The sequence below is a fragment of the Streptomyces megasporus genome, assembly GCF_000718985.1.
Lineage (GTDB): Bacteria > Actinomycetota > Actinomycetes > Streptomycetales > Streptomycetaceae > Streptomyces > Streptomyces megasporus.
On sequence record NZ_JODL01000007.1, the window covers coordinates 152,345 to 168,165 of the forward strand.

General features: G+C 70.1%; 7 protein-coding genes. All 7 read right to left on the bottom strand.

What is annotated here, in order from left to right:
• Window positions 1–267: 267 nt before the first annotated feature.
• The 7 genes from IF47_RS0109365 to IF47_RS0109395 all read right to left on the bottom strand — a co-directional run bounded on the left by IF47_RS0109365 (window position 268) and on the right by IF47_RS0109395 (window position 15,687).
• Window positions 268–2,028, bottom strand: coding sequence for an Hsp70 family protein (locus IF47_RS0109365; protein ID WP_078591672.1), 1,761 nt, complete (start codon window positions 2,026–2,028; stop codon window positions 268–270).
• Window positions 2,025–3,218, bottom strand: coding sequence for a hypothetical protein (locus IF47_RS0109370; protein WP_157839937.1), 1,194 nt, complete (start codon window positions 3,216–3,218; stop codon window positions 2,025–2,027). The genes IF47_RS0109365 and IF47_RS0109370 overlap by 4 nt, the downstream gene beginning before the upstream one ends.
• A complete protein-coding gene (locus IF47_RS0109375; RefSeq protein WP_157839938.1) occupies window positions 3,215–4,957 on the bottom strand; it encodes a hypothetical protein in 1,743 nt (580 codons plus the stop codon). The genes IF47_RS0109370 and IF47_RS0109375 overlap by 4 nt, the downstream gene beginning before the upstream one ends.
• Window positions 4,957–10,419, bottom strand: coding sequence for a DEAD/DEAH box helicase (locus tag IF47_RS0109380; RefSeq protein ID WP_037732279.1), 5,463 nt, complete (start codon window positions 10,417–10,419; stop codon window positions 4,957–4,959). The genes IF47_RS0109375 and IF47_RS0109380 overlap by 1 nt, the downstream gene beginning before the upstream one ends.
• Window positions 10,416–11,408, bottom strand: a complete 993-nt coding sequence (locus IF47_RS0109385) for a hypothetical protein (protein ID WP_157839939.1) — start codon at window positions 11,406–11,408, stop codon at window positions 10,416–10,418. The genes IF47_RS0109380 and IF47_RS0109385 overlap by 4 nt, the downstream gene beginning before the upstream one ends.
• Window positions 11,405–13,465, bottom strand: coding sequence for a hypothetical protein (locus IF47_RS0109390; protein WP_157839940.1), 2,061 nt, complete (start codon window positions 13,463–13,465; stop codon window positions 11,405–11,407). The genes IF47_RS0109385 and IF47_RS0109390 overlap by 4 nt, the downstream gene beginning before the upstream one ends.
• Before the next feature lie 926 nt (window positions 13,466–14,391).
• Window positions 14,392–15,687: an RNase H family protein gene (locus IF47_RS0109395; protein ID WP_031508014.1), complete on the bottom strand. Its 1,296-nt coding sequence runs from the start codon at window positions 15,685–15,687 to the stop codon at window positions 14,392–14,394.
• Window positions 15,688–15,821: the final 134 nt, after the last annotated feature.

Sequence of the window (15,821 nt, forward strand, 5' to 3'; positions counted from 1 at the left end):
ACCACACGACTGGAAAGACCACCACGGAGGCCGCCCACGCCGTCATCAATCACGGCCGAGCAGGCCGCCCCGCGGCGCACGGCTCCCACTCGCCCTCCTGGGACTCGCACGACTACGCCGAGCTCCTGCCGTTCAGGGCGACTCCGCCGCACCGCTCGCGCCAACTGCGCAGGTGGCATGGACGACATCCATCGGCCGCCCTCCTGCCGCAGCAAGGGAGCGAGCCATGGCACACCCGGAAATCACGCAACAGAGTCCAGAAGCTGGTCAAAGCCCTCTCGTCACCACTCCCTGCGGCTCGCCGTTGACCGTTATCGCGGGGTCGGCCTCCACCACGCGCACGGACATGTCGATCGGTGCGGGACGGGCGTTGGCCGTTTCGGCCGCCGAGGGGTGTCGGACGTTGGAGGAGCCATCGGCGAACGGACGGACGGTGTGGGCCAAGAGGCGGGTCAGCTCGTCGTCGAGGCCGTGCTGCAGCGGGGTGCCGTCGGGTCCGAAGGAATCGATCTCGCGCTCGGCGAGCACCACGCCGGTCTCCGCATGGGTGGCGGTGAAGCGCAGGAGGCCGCTCTCGTTGTAGCGGAACTTGACCTCGATCTTGTTCCGGCGGATGTCCTGTTCGCGGGTCGGGAGATTCACCTCGATGTTGGCCAAGGGGAAGGCATGGTCGCTGTCGGCCGGGTAACCGACCTCGCCCTCGATCACCGGCACACGCACAAAGGAGGCGCCCGGCTTGTCCGGGTAGAAGGTGGCCGAACCCTCCGCGGGAAGCGTGGCATTGCGTCGAATGATGGCGCGGAAGCCCTTCTGTTCGCCCGCGCTCACAGCCGTGCCCAGGTCATAGCTGGTCACCAGGGAAAAATCGCTGTCGTCGCCGAGTTCACCATCGAGGGAGGCCGCATAGATGGCCGCACCTCGGGCGACGGCGGTCATGGGCCTGCACAGACCGCTGTCGACGATGCGGTCGTGGCCGAGGAGTTCGCCCAGGGCGTGACGCACCTGGGGGATTTGCGAGGTGCCACCGATCATCAGGACGGAGTCGATGTCGTCCGGGACGATGGCCAGGTCTTCCAGGGCCTGCTCGACCGGCTCCAAGGCGCGGGTGATGAGCGGAGCGATCGCCTCGGTGTACTCGGCCGCGGTGATCTTGACCTCGCGCTTCGAGATCGCGGGGGCGAGGCCGACCGGGAGGTCGAAGAAGAGTGCGCTGTCCATCGGCACGGACGACAGGGCGATCTTCGTCAGCTCGACCGACCGGCGCCACCGGCGTCGTTCGGTCTTGGTGAGCCGGTCCGCGGGCAGGCCGATCTTCCGCTGGATCAGCTGGGCCAGCGCGTTGTCGAACTCCAGCCCTCCGAGAGCGGTGATACCGCGGGAGGTCTGCTCCTCGAAGAGGCCGTCGTCGTATTCCAGGACGGTGACGTCGATGGTGCCGCCGCCCCAGTCGAAGACGAGGAAACGGCCGGGGATCGGGACATCGTGGGCGTACGAGATCGCAGCAGCGGTGGGCTCGTTGAGCAGGGCCCGGACCTTCACGCCACCGAGCGCTGCCGCGGCACGGGTGCGGTAGCGGGCGCCGCCTGTCGCCTTGGCGGGGACGGTGACGACCGCGTCGGAGAGGTCGAGCAGCTGGGCGGAGACGCCTTCCCTCATGCGGCTGAAGAGAGCGGCGGCCGCGACCGTGCTGTGGAACTTCTCCGAGCCGACCCAGGCATGGTGTTCCTCGAGCTGTGCCGCGACCTCGAGGCCGTCGATGCCGCCGTCCTTCTCGGCGCTGGAGCGGGTGCCGAGCATGCGCTTCACGGCGTCGAGCGGCTCGCTGGTGCCGGCCTTCGCCTCCCAGCCGAAGCAGAGGGTGCGCTGGAGATCGCGGACGGACAGCACGGAGGGGAAGAGCTGCTCGAACTCCGACATCCGCCACTGGGCGGGCACGTTGTCACTGTCGATCGGCAACACCTCGGTGGTGTGCCCGTTCCAACGAGCGACAACCGAGTTGCTCGTGCCGAAGTCAATACCAAAACTCATCGGGTTTCCCTCTGGTTCATCCGTTTACCGGCCGCGGCCCACAAAAATTGTCTGTGACTGGTCTTCTTCCGCGCACGGCCACCTGTCGTCATGTCCTGCGAACCGGCTGGAGCCCCGGTATCGCCGCGCGATTCCTCCCGGGGAACTTGTCGATCACTGTTCTCCTCAGAGCGGGGAGATGTGATGCGCTGCTCCGACTGCCTGTCCCTGGGCCGCTGTCGAGACCGATCCACTGATCTCCTCGCTTGAGAGCGAGGGATCCCGCCGCCGGGTCCCGCAATCCGACCGGCCTCGCCCTTCCCGTTGCCGTCCACACCTCGGCCGCTTTTACCAGTCTCCCTGCCTGGTGGATTCCCAGGATCCTGTTGAATTCCAGGCGCCTGACCTCGATGAGTCTTCCTCTTGCGCGGATAATCACCAGGCCTCTCGCTGATGCCCTTCTTCTGCTTTTCACCTGCCTCCGCGTGTGTGGACCTGCGCTTCTGTCCCGGTGTCATTTTCCTGGGCTTGGGGGGCGGTGTCTCGGCAACGGCCCGTAGCCAACCGCGTTCGACGAGCTTCCCGGACTCCTTGTCGACGTAGGCCGGCGCGACGAGCTCGAAGGTGACCGGGCCTCTCTTCATCACGCCGGGCCGGCCTTCCACGACGTTGAAAAGAGACTGATCGCCGATGTCGTCAACAATCTGCAGGCCGGCCTTCGTTGCCTCGTGGCCGAGGCGGGTCAGCACCACCTCCATGGTCTTCGCATCCAGCGCCTGGCGGTGCAGGACGGCCAGCTGGGCCAGATGCATCTGGCGCGTTCGGATGCTCTCCAGCACACCCTTGCGCACTGCTTCGGTGAACTGGGGAAGCACTCGGCGCATCAGCTCGGCCCGGAAGGCGGCGGCCAGATCGGCTTCGGTCTCCTTGCCGGCCAGCGCTGTGCCCAGTTTCTCCGCCGCCTCCTCCAGCTCCTTCTCCACCACAGGCAGGAGTGTCTCGTTGACCGACTTCAAAATCGCGGCGGCGTCCAGGGTCCCCGGGGCGAGCTCGGGCAGGTGGCTTTCGGTGAATCGCCAGGGAGGAGCCTCGGCCTCCCCGTGCTCACCACGCTTCCGCACGCTTCCGCTGTTCGGCCCACGTCCCTGATTGTGCCGGGATCCGTCACGGGGGCCGGAACCGCTGTCGCCTTTGCCGGCTCTGTTGCTCACGATGTGCTGCTCTCTGGGTCTTCAAGGGCTGCGGTGTCCTCGGCAGCCGGGGAAAGACGTTCTGTCGCCCTGGTGATTATTTCTCGGGCCGCCTCGGTACGAGACCACTCGCGGTCGCTGTCCGTGGTCGGCTGGGTGAGCCTCCGCAGGGGCTCGGGCGGGAGTTCCAGCCGGTGGCTCGTGCCGGTGGGGTCCTTCCAGCGGTGCGGGGCGAGCGGGACGGCGAAGCCGGGTGCTTCCTGCTGCTCGCGCTCGGCCTTCTCGATCATGTCCTTGGCGCGGTTGATCCGGACGCGGCCGCTGTCGTCGAGTTCCTTCCGCAGGGCTCGCCAGGCCTTCTTCCAGTCGTCCACCCCGTCGGGCACGCCGAGCACCATATACGGGTTGAGCGGCTGATCGCGTTCTCCGCGGGACCAGTCCTCCAGAAAGCTCCGGTTCCTCCGCAGCGTGGCCACGGTGTCTCCGCCGAGCCGGTCCCGCACGGGGGGTCGGCCTTCGGCGTCCTGCTCCAGGAGCTTGATGGACTCCGTCGTGTCCGGGCCGGCGCGCAGGTAAGCCTGGACGTTCTGGGCCTCCCAGCGCACCGGCTGCGAGTGGTGCCGGAGCCTCGCGGCCACGGTGAGCGCCGCCTTCCTCCGCTGTTCCGCTGTCTCCTCGTCCCCCCGGAGGAGGGCACGGTGCATCTGTCGCACGGCCCTGATCAGGGTACGCACGCCGATCCAGCCGTTGAACCTCTTGTTGCTCGTGCTGCGCACCCAGGGGTTGGTCCGCTCCAGGAGGACCCACAACCGCTCGTCGGCGACGAGGTCGTCCGGGACCTCTCCCGTCCGCCGCACCTCGCGCAGCGCGTCGAGGAGCTTCTGCGTCGGCGGCAGGATGTCGGTCCATTCCTCGGCGATGGCCTTGGCGTCGTTGGCCTGCAGCCTCACCAGCAGCCGCCAGTCCTGCGGCCAGTCACGGCCGGGTTCCGTTCCCGGGCCGGCCTCCCGGCGCTCCCGTTCCAGGGGCCAGGCCAACAGGTCCATCTCCTCGTCGGTGAGGGACGCCGGGTCCAGGCGGGCGCGGAAGTAGGCGGCACGGGAGGTGCCGTCGCGCTCGGGAACCGCGCCGATCCACTCCTCGTCGATGTAGTCGTCGAGAAGCGGTCGGGGAAGCTTCGCCAGGAGTGCCCTCTGTCGAGGGGCCGGCAGGTTGGTCTCCGTCAGGCGACGGTCGTCCTGGTAGATCTGCCACATGCTGCCCGGCTCCCCCAGGAGCGGCAGCGGCTTGTCCTCCAGCAGGGCGCGGGCTCGGGCGTCGAGCCGGCCGTCGAAGACGTCCAGCCCGTGCTCCTGTGCCGTGACGAGCAGGGCAACACCCTTGACCGGGTCGCCCTGCCGGGACGCCGCGTCGATCGCGGCCTGGGCCAGCTTCCGCGCGGAGAGCGTTCCGGTCTCCGCCTTCAGCGCATCGGGCAGCATGAGTTCGGCGAAGGAGCGGGCGCGCTCCCAGGCCTCCCGGTCGGCGAATCCTTCGGGGACCGGTCGGGGCATGACCGGTCCCTGCTCCGGCTGCCTCTGCGGCGGAACGGCCGGAGCTGGGCCGCCGGCGGTTTCAGCGGCCCGCGGAGCTTTCCCAACGGTCCGGCCCTGGGCGCGGGCCTGGCGGAGGGCGAGGCGGCGGGCGATCTCACGCCGCCGCAGTTCCTCCAGGCGGGCATGCTCGTCCTGGCCCGCTCCCAGCGGGTTTCCTGCCGTCATCAGAACTCCTCCGCGAAGATGCGCACCTGCTCGATCACCGCGGCAGGGGTTCGGTCCAGGCTGTAGGAGTCGGCGAAGGCGATCCTGGCGGCGAGATCACTGCTGCGGACCTCGTGGCGCAGGGCCTGGAGCCGTTCGTTCTCGCACTCGTCGCCGGCGGACTCCAGCGGATGCTTGACGGCGACCGCGACGGGCTCGCCGGTGAAGTCCGACGTGAAGAGCGCCACCGGGCCGGCGGCGGTCTCCTTGAGGCTGACGGTGGGCTCCTCGTCCGCCCAACCCTTCAGCAGGACGGCGTGCTCGTCCGGGTCGATCCGCAGTGTCCGGCCGCGCAGGGCGTCGGTCAGGTCGCGGGCGAGCCGCCAGTCGTACAGCGGGTGGAGGCGCATGTTGGAGTAGTCGCGCAGGCAGGCGTAGCAGGAGCTGCGGCAGTTCCGCGCATGGTGGTCGGCCTCCAGGTCGTGCACGTAGCGGTCGACCGCCTGGAGGAACTCCTCGATGTGCTCCTCCGAACCGAGGTGGGTGCTGAAGCCCGCACCGTTGTCGAGGCTGTCCGCCAGGTAGGCCATGACGGGAGCGGCCACCGGGGCGTCCGAGCCGTGGATGCCGCTGAGGAGTTCCTCCGGCTGCACGTCCAGGTGGGGGGCGGCGGCACGGCGCAGCAGGGCCGCCAGCGAGTACCAGGCGGCGCGCCGGCCGTGGTAGGCCTCGGGGAAGCCGCCGACCTGCTGGGACTTCGAGATGTCGAAGCGGAGGCCCCGGCTCGTGTCGATGGCACCCTTGGCTCCGACGAAGAGCATGTCGGTGTGCTGGGTGGCGCCGAGGGCGATCTCCAGGTCGGCTTCCGCCTTGGGGTGGTCCAGGGCGAGGTATCCGCGCCATGAGCCGGTGTTCTTGACGAACCGGAAGAGCTTTCCGCCGTTGGTGTTGACGATGTAGCGGTCGCCGCTGCCGGTGTGGACGACCATCCAGTCGTCGGCGGCACGGTGAATGCGCGGGGCGGTCTTCTCCAGGTCGGTGGCGGTCCGTGCGCTGGTGGCGTTCGAGCCGACCTCCCGGTAGCCGTCGTAGTCCCGTGCTTCGCGGGCGGCCCGGAAACCCGCGGGTTCCCGGAAGGGGACGGCCCTGTGGTACTTGCTCTCCGCGCCGCAGGCGGGGCAGGTGCCGGCGCTCCCGGTTTCCGGGTCGACGACGGCCTGCGGATCCACATGGGAGCAGATCCGGCACATGGCGACCAGTTGCTCCGGTCCGAACGGGTCCTCGACGGCCTGTACTCCGCGTCCGCTCGGGACGAGGGAGACCACTCCGTTGGAGCGGAGCAGGCGGCCGTCCTGCGGGGTTTCGCTGCCCGGTGCGAACTTGCTGAGGGCGACGGCCAGATCGCGGTTGACGGAGTCGGCCGGCGGCCAGGGGAAGGTCTTCTGCGGGATGCTCCGGTAGAGGAGGCGGGAGCGGGTCGGGAAGCCGAACATGGGCAGGAGACCCGCCTCTGCCAGACGCTGGCTGAGGTCGGAGTGGCCGACCGTCCGGGCTGCCACCTCGTCGACCTGGCCGAGGAGTTCGTCGACGGCGGCCACCGGATCGATGGCTGCGATGTTCTCCGGTGTTCCGGCCTGGAGGGCGGCGGCAGCGGCTCTGACGCGGTCCGGGTGCTCGGCGATCCAGCGGCGGACGGCGCCGCGGTGCGTCGGCCAGTCGGCGGCGAGGCCGAACTGCCCGTGGACGTTGGTCGTCATGTCCGGCCCCTTCCGGGGGTCCTCCGGCTGCAGGGGCTCGAAGGCCTGGCGCAGGACCTCTCCCAGCAGGACCCGCCGGAAGACGGAAACCATGCCGAGGACCAGGTAGGGCGGCGGAGTCGGATCGTTGGTGATGGCTTCCGGACGGGCGAAGTAATGCTCGTCGTGACTGCGACCGCGGCAGACGGTGAGGGCCACGGCGACCGGGCTGTTGCGTCGGCCGGCGCGCCCCACCCGCTGTTGGTAGTTGAAGCGGGTGGGCGGCATGTTGGCCATGATCACGGTGTTGAGGGGACCGATGTCGACACCGGCCTCCATGGTCGTGGTCACGGAGAGCAGCTCCAGGCCGTCCGCCTGCGGAACGTCGTCGTCACCGAGGAAGACGTCCTGGAAGAGACCCTGCCGGCGCTGGGCCTCCAGCCGGTCCGTCTGGCCGGTCAGCTCCGCGGTGCGCAGGGGGAAGTCGCCGGTGCGGTGGGCGGCCTTCCACGCGTAGTAGTCGTCTTCGAGGACTCCGCTGTACCGCTGGGGCGCGGCGGGCAGCGGGGTCAGGCACTTGGTGCACAGCCCCGCGCCCGGGTGGAGGTGCGGACGGTGGCAGGAACGGCACGTCCAGGTCTTGTTCTCGCCGGGGCGGAGGGCCACCTTCTCCGGCTTGATGACGTAGTCGACCACGGCATCCTTCCAGACGCCGAGCACCCGGTCCTCGATCGCCCGCACATCGGTGCCCTGGCGTTCGGCGAGCTGTTTCCAGAAACGCTTCAGAGGCGCGGGGGGCCCCTGCAGGGGGCCGCGGATCCGGGTGAAGCGCCGCATCAGGCCGAGGACCCGCAGACTGGCGCGCGCCACGGCCAGGTCGCTGTCCGGGCCGGTCTCCAGGGGCGAGCGGTCGTCGCGCAGGCAGAGCCAGCCGAGTCCGAGCGATTCGAAGTCACGGCCGCCGCCGGAGAAGAGGCTTCCGATGGTCTCGAGGCGGAGGCGGGAGCGGATGCGGTTGAGCAGTTCCTCCTGCGCCTGGGTGTCCACCACCGCTTCCCGGTCCCGCTCCCAGTTGTAGAGCGTGGTCCAGGGCTGCCCGGCCGAGGTCTGCTGGAGCGAGGCCGCGGGACCGGCGGGGTTGGTGCCGTACTTCAGCAGCATGCCTTCGAGGTCGGAGGCGAGGTCGTCCAGGGAGGGCAGTTCGGAGAACTTCCGCTCCAGCTCGGGCAGGAGTTCCGGTTCCGCGTCAAGGTCGTCGGCAAGGATCGCCTTCAGGCGCCCCCAGCCCGCCGGGTCGCGGTCCCGCAGCCGTTCCATGGCGGCACGGGCGCCGGCACGGTCGATCGGCTCCCCCGCGTAGTGGGCCTTCACCAACTGAAGGTCTCCGAACGGATCCCCCTGGCTCTCGACTGCCTGGGCGCTGAGCAGGCGGAGAAGGTCCTGGTAGTGGCGGAGGGCGAGGCCGCTGGCGAGCTCGGAGGCGTCGTCGCGGCTGTCGGAGAAGGCGATCGCCTTGCGTTGACCGTCGGGAAGGTGGCCGAGGGCTTCGGTCACCAGCACCTGGTTGATCTTGTAGAAACCGGTGCGCATCCGCCGGACCGGGGCGTTGCGCAGCCGGTCGGGGGATTCCAGCGGGATGAAGCGGCCGTCCCTGTCGTACTTGATCTCCCAGTCGTCGCCGCAGGCGGGGCAGCGGGTGGGGAAGGGCTGCAGCCGGGCCGGGTCGTAGGCCGGCTTCTTGCTCTCCTTGTCCAAGGGCACGGAGATGTGGAACGACCATCCGGTGTGCTGGACGTCCCGGTTCTCCAGGCGGCCGGTGGCGGGTTGGTAGGCGCTGCGGCGGAACTCGAACTCGACCTGCGGCCCACCGTCGGACAGGCCCGCGTGCCAGCCGGGGTCGTCGAGGCCGAGGCCCTTGGTGCGCGGCCAGTACACGACGTAGTTCGCCGCCGTGGGTGCGCCACTGGCCTCGTCGGGGAGCAGGTCCAGGTCCGGGAAGTCGGTGTGGAGGGCACCGGTGAACCTACGCCGCCGGGTGTCCTTGGGGCTGGCGTACCCGCCGAGCATGAGGTCGCCGCAGGCCTGGCAGGAAAGGAGCTCCAGTACGCGGGCGCCGCAGGTGCAGCGGGAGGTGGGCTCGGCGAAGAGCCGTCCGACCCGTCGTTCGGGGCCGTGCTCCACGGGGATGTCGGGGCAGTTCGGGTCGGAGCAGGCCCAGATGCCCTCGATGTTCCGGAAGAAGAAGTGCGCGCGGAGCTGGGGAAGTTCGGGGTCCTGTGCGGAGCCGAGTGTGCGCAGCACGCCGTGGAGAGCGTCCTGGCGCTGTTCCTCGGGGACGCCCGGGAAGAGGTTCTTCGCCAGTTCGGGGGCGGGCAGAGCACGAGGTCTGCCGCCGGGAGTGAGTGCGCGCTGGAGCGCCGGGCCGAGGCCGGTCTCGCGGGCCAAGGCGACGGCCTCGTCCTGGGTGACGGGGGATTTCGCGGCCTGCGCGAGGCGTTCGGTGTGTGCGGCCAGGTCGCCCCCGCCGCGGATCTCCTTCGCCTTTCCGGGGATGATCACGCGCCGGGCGCCGGGCAGGGCGAAGAACCCGTCGAGGAACTCGTCGTCCCGACCGGCCTCCAGGGATGCGGAGGCGGCGAGCACGCGCAGCTTCTCGGGGTTGTCGAGGCCGAGACGGTGGCGGAGGTTGCGCAACAGGTAGGCCACCTCGGTGCCGGCCGTGCCGCGGTACATGTGGAGCTCGTCGAGGATCAGGGTGAAGCGGGCGTCGGGGGTCTCCTCCAGCCACTTCCTCGTGGCGCTGAAGATGTGCTCCTCCTGTTTGCGGAGCAGCATGATGTTCAGCATCGAGTAGTTGGTGACCATGATGTCCGGCGGCGCGGCCTGCATGTCCCAGCGGGTGTGCATCTCCGCTCCGCCGAGGCGCGGGATGAAGGGCCGCAGTTCCTCGTCGAGCTTCTCGTCGGCCTTGCGCTGTCGTTCCTGGACTTCCCGCAGGTACTGCCGGAGACGGAAGTTCGCCGGTCTGGAGTCGCGGCTGCCGGAGACGGGGGTGGCTCCGGTGTAACGGCCGAAGTAGAAGCGGTGACCGTTGCGCTTCCGGTCCAGCCATGCGTGGGCCTCGCGGCTGTCCAGCGACTTCCGGAGCCGGACCAGTTGGTCGTCGGCGAGGGCGTTGGTGGGGTAGAGGATCAGCACGCGCAGGGCGGCGGGGTGCCCGTGCTCGCCCTGTCGGCTGGGCACGTGGTCGCCGTCTGCCTGCCACCACTCCCGCTGCACCGCACGGGTGCCCTGCCAGTGGGCGGACTCGGCGACCAGGTCGGCGAGGACCGGCAGCAGGAAGGACTCCGTCTTGCCGGAACCGGTGCCCGCGGTGACCACGAAGTCCTTGCCCTCGCAGGCGGCGACCAGGGCGTCGTGCTGGTGCTGGTAGAGGCTGGTCACTCCGTCGGGGAGCGTGAATCGGGCGAACTCGGCCGCGTCGGGGTGCGCCCCCGCTTCGGCGAAGGACTCCGCGATGCCGATGCCCTGGGAGGCGTACTGCGGACGCAGCTCGATCAGGGGGTCGCGCCAGGCCCCGTTGTCCCGGTCCAGCAGGTTGCGCCGTTCCTCCATGACGGAACGGTCGTCGACGCCGAACGGGGTGTCGTAGTAGCGGAAGAGCGCGCCGCGCAAGTCGTTGAACGTGCCCATGACGTCCTGGACATCGGTGTTCGTCACCGCCGCTGTCTGCTGTTCGACGCTCACTTGGTCCTCCCGCCGGTGGCCGCCACCGGTCGCGGCATGATCTCCAGGTTCTGTTGCAGCGAGGCGGCGATCGCCTCGGCGAGCGCCCTCGGCACGTTGTCGTACGCGCGGATTTGCGTCTGCTTGCCCACCGAGGGCGGGAAGCCGCTGCACAGGACGGCCGCGCGCTCGTGCAGGGCGGGCAGGGGCGCGTACCGGTCGACGAAGAGTCGGCCGACGCCGGCACGGCCCTTGCCGGATTCCGGCCGCCAGCGCATCGCGCCGGTGCGGTGGCGGGCGAGCTCCAGGTAGACCCCCGTCTCGCGTTCCACCGCGTGGAAGACGCCGTTGCGGCGGACGCGGGTCAGGCGTGCGTAGTCGGCTCCGCGCCAGCGGTACAGGCCGTCCTCGTCGTCCGTCTCCACAGGGACGAACCGCTGGAGGCGCAGATCGTACTTCTCCAGCGTGTTGGCGGTGCTCCCGCCGGGCGGCGCGGCCTCGGGGCCCAGAGCCGCCTGCGGAAGCAGCTCCATCATCTGCAGGGCGGCGCAGGGCACATAGCGGACCCCGAGCAGCTCGGCGGCTTCCTGAAGGGTCCGCAGATCCTCGTACTGGAACAGGAGGGTGTCGGGCAGCGGCGCCTCACCGGCCTCCGGCCGGTGAGGGACGGTGATCAGCTCCATCCACTCCTGTGCCGCCTCCTCGACGCGCGCGCTGATCCGCGCGGTGCGCGCGCCGGTCAGCAGCGCGAGGCCGTCCGCGTGGGGCAGTCGGGTCAGCACCGGCGGGGCCACCGACCATCGGTCGGCGCGTGAGTCCACGTCGATGAAGCCGAGGGCGGCGGCATTGCGCATCCAGACCCAGTCGGCGTACTCCTTCAGTTCCAGACCCCACGCCCTGGCCTGGCTGCGGATACCGTCGCGCAGTGCGGACGCCCTGCCGCTGCGGCTCTCGCTCAGCCAGCGCAGGAGGATCCCGCCGAACTCACTGCTGCTCATCGATCCCGTCATCGATCCAGCTCCTTCGCTGCCTGCACGTACTCGGCCCACGAGGGCTCGACGGATGCCTGCTGGGCGTTGAGGACGGCGCGGGCCCATGCCCGCGGGTTGCCTGCGCCCTTCGGCTTCGGCGTTCCGGGGTTCACCGGGCGTCCCTTCCAGCGTCCGCTCCGGCGCTCCAGGAGCCAGCCGCCGATGCCGTGGAAGTCGGCCTCGAAGCGGAGCGGGTCGGGGGTGTCGGGGAGACGTTCCGTCCACCAGTCCGGTCGCTCCGGGGCCTCCAACGTCCACAGCCGCCCGTCGGCCGCCGCGAACAGCACCTCGTCCGCGTCCCGGCGGCACAGCTCCATGACGACCGCCGCGTCTTGGGTGGTGGCGCTCGTGCAGTCGGCGCCGGTGATGCCGGTCGGCAGGGTTTGCTCGTCGAGGAGGGAGGGCGACGCCGAGGCCTTGCCGTCCACGACGGTGAAGCCGCAGACCTTGGTCGTCTCCGGCTCGACGACGACCTGGTCCGCGGTGGTGAAGCGGATCTCCGCGCCCGCGAAGCTCACTGTGTGACGGCCGGGCTCCAGTCGGAGCCCGGCCAGGGGGACGGGGCGGCCCGCGGCGATCGCCTTCCCGAGCTCGGGCCGCTCCTTCCCGTCGACCAGAAGGGTGCTCGTGCTCTCCGCGGCGTCCGGGAGGACCACCTGGGGCTCGCCTCCCCGCAGGTACAAGTGGGAATGGGGCGAGGGTGCGAGCTTCAGTCCGCCCTCGAGGCGGAGCTTGAACTGGGCCGGGGGTTGCAGGAGGCCGACTGCGCCCTGGACGTCCTTCAGCGCCCGGCGCAGGGTGACCGCGTCGTCGAAGGTGACAGGCTTGTGGAGGGACCAGCCCTGCGGCACCCAGGACAGCTTGCCGGTGTCGGCGCTCCGGCCCGTGGTCGCGGCTTTGTCCAGCAGTCGCCGCACGTCCCGCTGCGCGGTCGGGGCGGCGAGCACCACGTGTGCCTCTCCCGGGCGGAAGCCGTCGGTGTCGGTCCAGACGCCGAGTACGTCGTCCCGTGCGAGCACCAGGACGGAGCAGGAGGGGCGGCTGAGCACCAGGTTGTCCCCGTCGCGGCGGATGCCCCCGGTGAGGGTGTCCGCGCTCGGGGCGGGCAGGCCCGTCACCTCGTAGTAGGCGGTGTCGCCAAGCTGCTCGAGGACGACGCCGCCCTCGAGCTCGATGCGCTTCTTCCGCTCCGTGGCCCGCAGGCGCGCCACCCAGCCGAGACGCCCCGCGTCCAGCCGCACCAGGAGTTCCGCCCGGGTGACACCGGTGGGCACCAGCTCGTCCGAACCGTCCCAGGCTGCGGCGTAGTTGCCGATCAGCCTGGCGAGGAAGGGGCGGAACTCCTCCTCCTGCAGAGCGCTGCGGAAGCTCTTGGAGAAGTGCTGCTCCATGCCCTGGATCTCGATCTGGGCCAGTAGCGTCTCCCCCGGCAGGGGCCAGGTCGTGCCGTGCTCCCGCAACGACCGGAAGAACTTCGGCATGAAGGACCGGTCCGCGCCGCTGAGGAGCGCCTGGGACTGGGCGAACCCGATCATGCTGCGGTTGGAGGGCAGGTCGGCGGGGGCGGGAATGGTGCACAGACCCCGCGCGCCCTTCTGGCTGTGCTGCCAGGAAGCCAGCACCTGCCACATGCGGGAGATGGGCTCGTAGTGGTGGCTGCCCAGTTTTTTCTCGTCGCCGGTCAGCAGCTCGGAGAAGCGGGCGTGGTAGGCGGTGGCCCGGTGGTTCCGGTCGTTCACCATCCGAGACGCGGCCATCACCGAGCAGGCCAGCAGCGGCAGGAAGGCGGGCACGCCGTCCTTGTCCTGCTGCCGCCTGCGCCAGCGGTAGTCCTCCAGCGCGCTGTACGGTTCCGCGCTCCCCAGCCGCAGGAACCTGCCCACGCACCGGGCGAGGGGCTCCTCCATGCCGTATCCGTGCCTGAGCTCCTGCTCCACGTCGTCGTCGACGTAGAACAGCGTCGGGTGGCCGGCGTGCTGCCGTCCGAAGAACTCCTCGGCCAGCACTTCCTGCCATGCCTCGTAAGAATGGTCCACTCTGTCCCCAAAAGAGATGTTCCAATGCCCTCTTCGCGAAATTCCCCGGCATGGAACGGTCTTGCGCGTCATCCTCAACCCGCCGCTGAGGACGGGCCACTACCGAACGCCTCTCGGACTCAGTCCTCGGCTGCCACTGCTCGCCGTAACCCCGCGGCGCGCAGCTCGCAGAGACACCCCACTCGTCCCCCACCGTTTCCACAAGCGTCCGCGGCGGTGCTCGCGCAATCGCCCAAAGATATGGTCATAGCTTCACTGAGGGCGGTGCACTCGCAGCGCTCGCAGCTTTCACCACGATCATCCGGACGCGTCGCTCGATGCGCTCTGCAACCAGAGGCTACCCGCGCAGATGATGTGAGTGGGATGGGGAGTCCGTCAATCGGACAGCCGTCGCGTGGTGCATTCCGGGTACGCGCTTCGAAACGCTGCGACACTTGCCGCCCGCACTCCTTCGGCGATCGCCCCGGCGTGTGCCGTCCCATCCGTCTGACCTGCCCGGGCACGTGACGCCCCCTGCGCGGTGGTCCCGTCTTCATGTGCGGTTCCCCGCAGAACTCGCGGCGCTTCCCGGCCATCCCGATCTCCTCGAAGATCCTCTTTATCCACGCCCGAGTGGAGGCGTATTGACCGAAGGCTTCGTTGTACGAGCAGCGCTCGGTGACGGCGGCGCAAGAACCGCCGGAGCCTTTGGCCGGGTAAATCCCCAGCCGCTCCCCCGTATCCGCGTGTTTCCCGAATTCGCCCAGGCAGTAAGGCAGTTGCCCGTCAGGCCCTGTGCAGGCGGGCGGGGAAACCGCGGAGGAAGTGCCACGGAGACGGAACATGAGGGGGCGTCGCTCGCTTTCATCCGGAGACGGGAGGATCGGTTCGGCAGCACGGGGACGGGGAGGCGCGAGGTTCGTCGACTGCCGCCTTTGGCCATGAGCTCAGGCAGCGGCCGGGAGGAAGCCGCCTCCGGAACCGAGCGAGCGCAGGATCCGCGCCTCCTCCTTCCGGGCGACGGAAGGAGGTATTCGGCCGCCGGCGCGGCGGAGGGCGAGGCGGGCGAAGGCGTCGGCGGCTTCGTTGAGGTCGTGTCCGATGTGGCCCTTCAGCCAGCGGACCCGGACGCGGTGGCGGTGGCGCAGCAGGCGGTCCATCAGCTGCCTGCTCTCCGGGAAGAGGAGGGTGCGGTGGGCGGCTGTCGGGTCGGCGGAGCGCAGGGCCGCGTCGACCGCCTCGACTGCCTCGGTGCTGTCGCACAGGAGGACCACGGGCGCGTCCTCGTGGTGTTCGAGGAGGCTGAGGGCGGCGGCGCAGATGCCGATGACTTCGGCTTCACCGCTGCCCGAGGCCAGGGAGTGGCCGTATCCGGTGGCCCCGTCCTCGGCGGCCCAGCCGTAGCCGCACAGTGCGGACTCGTCACCGACGGCGGCGTCGGCGACGGCCACGACGGCGGTGTCGGGAAGGTCGGTGAGCAGGGCGTAGCGGTCCTCGTCGGCCGGCACCGTTGCCGTCGGCTGTTCGCCGTCTCCACCCTCGCCCGGGTCGGCAGGATGGGCGTCGGCAAGAACGGCGGCGAGAGCGCGGTGACAGTGCGGGCAACCGTCGGCCTGTTCGGGGCAGTGCGCGCGGTGCCTCACCGTCAGCTCGCACACGCTGTGCCACACCTCGGGCTCGGTGTCGGCGAAGCGCGCCAGAGTCGCGGCGCGGCACTGCGCGATGAGCTCCGCGAGGGGCCCCGTGGTCACGCAGGCCCGCATCCGGTCGTGCAGGTCCATAACCCGGAGCTGGGCTTCGCGTGAGCGGGCGGCGAGGATCGCGGTGTCCTGGTAGGCGTCGTCCAGAGCGTCAAGTCGGGCGCGCCGTGCGGAGGGAGAGCAGGCGAGCACGTCCCGTTCGGCCTGACCGATCGCGTAGCGGCCCCAGGCCAGCGCGGTACGGGCGTGGCGGCTCCATCGTTCGACCACCGCGTCGTGCGGGAGGTACGGGTTCTCCTCCTCCCGGGCATCGCGCAGGAGGGCTTGGACGAAGGCGTCGTCGTCGCAGTCCAGCAGTTCACGCGCCGGCGCCGGCGGTTCGTCGCCTGCCGTTTCCCGCTCCCAGGCCCAGCGGGCGAGGTCGCTCTCCGGCGCCTGCGGTGTGCCGTCCGGCAGTCCCCTGTCGCGGAGTTCCTGCCGCAGCGCCTCGGCGAAGGCCGCAGGGAACACCTTGCGCACCACCCTCAGCTCCAGCGCGTCCACCGGCCGGGAGCGGCCTGCGGGGCGGCGGGCACGCTGCCCTACCTTTCAGGTCGTGGGTCTGAACTGGTCGTTCGTAAGATCGGTGGACCCGGGGTCCCGGGTATGGCTGGCACGGTGGAGACCGCGAGATGGCT